The sequence below is a fragment of the Pseudomonas sp. genome (assembly GCF_049645325.1).
Taxonomy (GTDB): Bacteria; Pseudomonadota; Gammaproteobacteria; order Pseudomonadales; family Pseudomonadaceae; genus Aquipseudomonas.
Genome location: NZ_JBARTQ010000692.1, coordinates 1 through 5,369 on the forward strand (window position 1 = coordinate 1; position 5,369 = coordinate 5,369).

Below are 5,369 nucleotides of genomic sequence, written 5' to 3' on the forward strand. Positions count from 1 at the left end.
GTGTACAGATAATCCGTCGCCAGCGACGCCAGTGTCCGCACGCCGACCACCAACGCCGATTCATCCACAAAGAAGCCCGGATTATGGTTCGGCGCGGCTTTGCTCATGTCCTGATCTCGTGGGGTCACCCCCAGGAACACAAACAGCCCCGGCGCTTCCTTGGCATAAAAGGAGAAGTCTTCGGCCCCGCCCACCAGTGGGCCTTGCACCACATCATCCTTGGCCGCCCAGCGCAGGCTCGGCAGCATTTTCTCGGTCAGGGCCGGGTTGTTGATGGTGGGGTCGTACTTCTCGATGATCGTGACCTCGGCCTTGGCGCCGCCGCTTTCGGCGATTTTCTCCACGGTCTGGCGCACATCCGCGTGCAGCTTCTGGCGAATGCCGTAGTCGTAGGAGCGAATCGTGCCGCTCATCTCCAGTGACTCGGGAATGATGTTGTAGCGCGTGCCGCCGTTGATGGTGCCGATGCTCACCACCGACGGGAAGGAAGAAATATCGGTGCGGCGGCTGACCACGGTTTGCAGGCCGACAATGGTCTGCGCGCCGACGGTGATCGGGTCGATCCCGTCCCAGGGGCGGCCGGCGTGGGTTTGTTTGCCGAGGATCTTGATGCGCAGATCATCACTGCTGGCCAGGGTAGGGCCCGGGCGATAGGCGATCTGCCCGGCGGGGACGCCGGCCCACACGTGCAGGCCGAATACCGCGTCTGGCTTGGGCGCCTTCATCACGCCTTCCTGCACCATCATTTTCGCGCCCCAGGTGTTTTTGCCGTCGGGGATAAAGTCGCTCGGGCCTTCTTCGGCCGGCTGGAAATAAAACACCACGGTGCCGGGCAGCCGGTCGCGCATTCCCGTCAGAATTTTCGCTGTGCTCAGCAGGATGGCGGTGTGAGCGTCGTGGCCGCAGGCGTGCATCACGTCGACTTCCTTGCCCAGGTAGGTGCCCTTGGCTTTGGAGGCGAAGGGCAGGTCGGCGACTTCCTTGACCGGCAGCGCGTCCATGTCGGCGCGCAAGGCGACGGTTGGGCCGGGCAACGCGCCTTTCAAGATGGCGACGACGCCGGTGCGGGCGACGCCGGTTTTCACCTCAAGGCCCAGGTCGCGCAGTTGCTTGGCGACCAGCTCGGCGGTGCGCGTTTCGGTGTTGCCCAACTCAGGGTGGGCGTGGATATCGCGACGGGTTTCCAGCAACGCGGGTTCGAGGATTTTCGCCTGGGCGGCGATTTCCTCCCGGGCGCTGTCCTGGCCGCTGCTGGCGGCAATCACGGCACTGCTGGCAACGCCGCAGAGCATGCCGAAAACCCATAGGTGTGTCAGACCGTTCAAACGCATAAGGACCTCTCCTGAGTTTATTGTTGTTGATCTTTCTCCTGCACAGTGCCAGCGGTGATGACCTGCACACTCAAACGCGGTGTGGCCAGGTCCAGCCCGGCCTCGTCCAGGTGGCGCTTGAGCGACAGGTTGAACGCCCGCGACACTTCCCACTGCTTGATCGGCGCCGTCTTGAAACGCGCGCGCAGAATCGCGCTGCCGGATTCAAAGCTTTCCACGCCCTGGATCTCCAGCGGCGACCAGATATTGCGGCGCTGCAGCGGGTCGTTGCGCATTTTCTGTCCGACGTCGCGCATCAGCTTGATCGCGTCGTCGATTTCCATGTTGAAGGGGATCGCCACCCGGAAGATCGCGTAGCCGAACTCGCGGGAGTAGTTCTTGATGCTCTTGATTTCGCTGAACGGGATGGTATGCACGATGCCGTCGATGTCGCGCAGGCGCACGGTGCGGATGGTCAGGCCCTCGACGGTGCCGAGGTGGCCGCCAACGTCCACATAGTCATCAATGGCCAGGGAGTCTTCGATGATGATGAACAGGCCGGTGATCAGGTCCGCGACCAGCGACTGGGCACCAAAACCGATGGCGATACCGATCACGCCCGCACCGGCCAGCAGTGGCGTGACGTTCATGCCCATGTTCGCCAGGGCGACGATGGCCGCAATGATGAAAATGGTCACGAACAGCACGTTGCGGATCAACGGCATCATGGTCTGCGCACGCGCGTTGGCCAGGCCTTTGCGCGAACGCGTGAGGGCATGGTGGATCGCGGTGTCGCTGAGGATCCAGATCAGCCAGGCGAACAGCAGCGTGCCGGCCAGGCCGAACAGCTTGACGCTGACCTCATGGCCTTCACCTTCGGTAAAGCGAATCATCGACAAGCCCCAGACGCGTAGCCCCAGCTCGATAAACACCAGCCACACCACCAGGTGCGCCAGGGTGTAGACGAAGCTTTTCAGTCGGTCCGAGTACAGCGCGTGGCGCTTGTGCCCGCGTTGCGGCTTGAGGGCGTGGCGACGCACGAGGCCGTTGATCACCATACACAGCACCAGCAACACCGTGCACAGCAGTGACTGGCGCAGGGCGGTGCTGGTGTCGCCGGCGGACAGGAAGGTAGCGAACAGCGAGATGCCCACCAGCAGCAGCGCCGGCAAATACCAGAACGTGCCGATAATCGAGAGGGTGTCGGTCAGGGCGCGGCGCGTGAGGCGGCGCGACAGCGGCTGGTTGCGGATCAGGTGTGCAATGGGGCGGCGGAACCGCAGGATAAATACGCCGGTGGACAGCGCGGCCATTACATTGGCAACCGTCGCGGCGGTGTGCGCCAGGTGTTGCCCCAACGCGAGTACCAGGCGTGGGTCGCTCAAGGCTTCGCCGAACGCGGCAAAGCTGCCGATCCACCACAGCGGGCGGAAGGCCTGGTGACGCAGGATATACAGCGCGCGGTGGCGGTGCGGGCCATCGAGCACGGAGAAGGCAATCACGCAGATCGCCGAGAAGCAGGTGCCGACCACCAATGCATACGCCAGCACCATTGCCAGGGATTTGCCCAGGGATGAGGGCAGGGCGTAGCTGAGGTACACCGTGATGATCAGGGCGATCAGCCACGGCCCGAGTTTGCGCAGGGCGAAGCGCACCATGTCCCAGGTGCGCGGGTGTTGCGGCAGTTCTTCGGGCAGGCCGAAGCGCTCCCGTACGCGGTGGCTGAGCCAGATCAACGCCGCGGCCAGCAGGCTCCACACCGCGAGGATTACCGCAAAGCCGAAAATGATCGGCAGCCATTCATTGGCCGGCATCATCAGCGCGCTGAGTTCATCCTTGGCCTGGTCAAATTCGTTGGACCAGCGCCCCAGCGGGCTGTCGGCGCCGGAAAATTGCGCCTCCAGGCCAGCGAGGGTGCCGCCGATCAACCCGAGCACGCCTTGTTCGGCCGCCGGCTGCGCCTTCTGCGTGGCCTCGCGCAGTTTCTTCAGGTCGGTCAGCAACTGCGTGCGCTGCTGGTCGTTTTCGAGGGTCTTGATCACCTCATCCAGCGACTGCCCCAGCGGCACATCAGCCTGGGGTTGAGTCTTGTTGGCGCTGCCCAACAGGCCGGGCAAGCTCACGGCTTGGGCAGACGTGAGCGGCAGCAGCGTGAGCAGGGCGATCAGGAAACAGCAGGGCAGGGCAAACAGACGGGAGAGCACGAGGCGGTCAACCTTGAAAACGACGAATTGACCGAGTGTACGAGGCCGCTATGCCAGATGCGAGTGCATTTGTCATTCCGCCAGTTTGGCGAGGATCTTGTAAACCACGGTGCCCAGGATCAGCAGCATGCCGATCCACATGCCAAACACGCCGACCGGCTTGTCCCGAAAGTTGAAGCCGACCGCCAGCAGGATCATGCCGATCACAATGGGGATAAGCATGGCGTGGAACGAGGACATGGAGATCATGGGGCGACGGCCTTGTCAGAGTGGGAATTCTGACAAGTCTAGGCCGGATTAGGATAAGTGAAAGTGATGCGGGTCACTTTGCAGCTCAAGTGTGCATAGAACCCAATGTGGGAGCGGGCTTGCTCGCGAATGCGGTGTGTCAGTCACTAGGGTTGCTGACTGATACACCGCTTTCGGGAGCAAGCCCCCTCCCACATTTTGTCTCAAGGCAGGTCGCGGCTCGCGTAGAACGCACCCAGCACCTTCACCAAGTGGGCCAGGTCATGGCTGCCGCACAGCTCACGGATCGAGTGCATGGCGAACGTCGGCAGGCCGATGTCCACGGTGCGCACGCCTAGGTGGCTGGCCGTGATCGGGCCAATCGTCGAGCCACAGCCCATGTCGCTGCGCACCACAAAGCTCTGCACCGGTACTTCCTCGGCCATGCACAAGTGGCGGAAGAAACCGGCGGTTTCGCTGTTGGTGGCGTAGCGCTGGTTGCTGTTGACCTTGATCACCGGCCCGGCGTTGAGTTTCGGGCCGTGGTTGGCGTCGTGTTTCTCTGCGTAGTTGGGGTGCACGCCGTGGGCGTTGTCCGCCGACACCAAGAGTGATTTCTGAATGGTGCGTACGAATTCTTCACCTTCGGGCAACAGGCGGCGCAGGGTCTGTTCCAGCATCGGGCCGTCGGCGCCACAGGCCGAGCAGGAGCCGACTTCTTCGTGGTCGTTGCACACCAGCACGCAGGTTTCGTCGGTTTCGCTGGTCAGCAAGGCTTGCAGGCCGGCGTAGCACGACAACAGGTTGTCGAGGCGTGCCCCGGCGATGAAGTCGCCATTCAGGCCGATGACGGCGGCGCTTTGTGTGTCGTAGAAGCTCAGCTCGTAGTCGAGTACCACGTCGGCGTTCAGGCCGTGCTCGCGGGCCAGTTGCTCGGTGAGCACGGCGCGGAAGTCCACGCGCTCGTCACCGGCAAATTGCGCGAGGATCGGCGGCAGCTCGGTCTGGGCATTGATCGCCCACCCCTGGTTGGCCTCACGGTTCAGGTGAATGGCCAGGTTGGGAATGATGGCGATGGGCAGCTTGAAGTCGATCAGTTGGCTTTCGACCTTGCCGTCGCGGCGGAAGGTCACGCGGCCGGCCAGCGACAGGTCGCGGTCGAACCACGGCGCCAGCAGCGCGCCGCCGTAGACTTCCACACCCAACTGCCAGAAACCCTGGCGCTGCAGCTCCGGCTGGGGCTTGACCCGCAGGCACGGGCTGTCGGTGTGGGCGCCGACCAGGCGAATCCCGCCCAGCAGCGGCGAGTGGCGGCCGAGCTTAAAGGCGATGATCGAGGAATCGTTGCGGGTCACGTAATAGCGACCATTGGCCTCGGTGGCCCAGGTTTCGCGCTCGTCGAGACGCTGGTAACCGGCCGCTTCCAGACGCTGGGCGAGGGCGGCAGTGGCATGAAAAGGAGTAGGGGAGGCCTTGAGGAAGTCGATCAGGCCTTGATTCAACGCTTCGCGCATAAATAGCTCCAGACAGCAGTGCGCGGAGTTTACCGTATTGGCTCCACATTTGAAGTGAAGCTGCGCTCTTCAGAGCCGTGCACGCCCAATGTGGGCGCTGGCTTGCCTGCGAT

Annotated in this window: 4 protein-coding genes; all 4 read right to left on the minus strand. The window is 63.0% G+C overall.

The features are described from left to right. Positions 1-1,331, minus strand: a 1,331-nt coding sequence (locus WBB95_RS29360) for an amidohydrolase (RefSeq protein ID WP_424490773.1), incomplete at its 3' end; no start/stop codon positions are given. Between the two features lie 17 nt (positions 1,332-1,348). After that, positions 1,349-3,514, minus strand: a complete 2,166-nt coding sequence (locus tag WBB95_RS29365) for a mechanosensitive ion channel family protein (RefSeq protein WP_424490774.1) — start codon at positions 3,512-3,514, stop codon at positions 1,349-1,351. Positions 3,515-3,586: 72 nt separating this feature from the next. After that, on the minus strand, positions 3,587-3,763 hold the full coding sequence (locus tag WBB95_RS29370) for a hypothetical protein (RefSeq protein WP_424490775.1): 177 nt from the start codon (positions 3,761-3,763) through the stop codon (positions 3,587-3,589). Positions 3,764-3,966: 203 nt separating this feature from the next. Continuing rightward, a complete protein-coding gene (locus WBB95_RS29375) occupies positions 3,967-5,256 on the minus strand; it encodes a M18 family aminopeptidase (protein ID WP_424490776.1) in 1,290 nt (429 codons plus the stop codon). Positions 5,257-5,369: the final 113 nt, after the last annotated feature.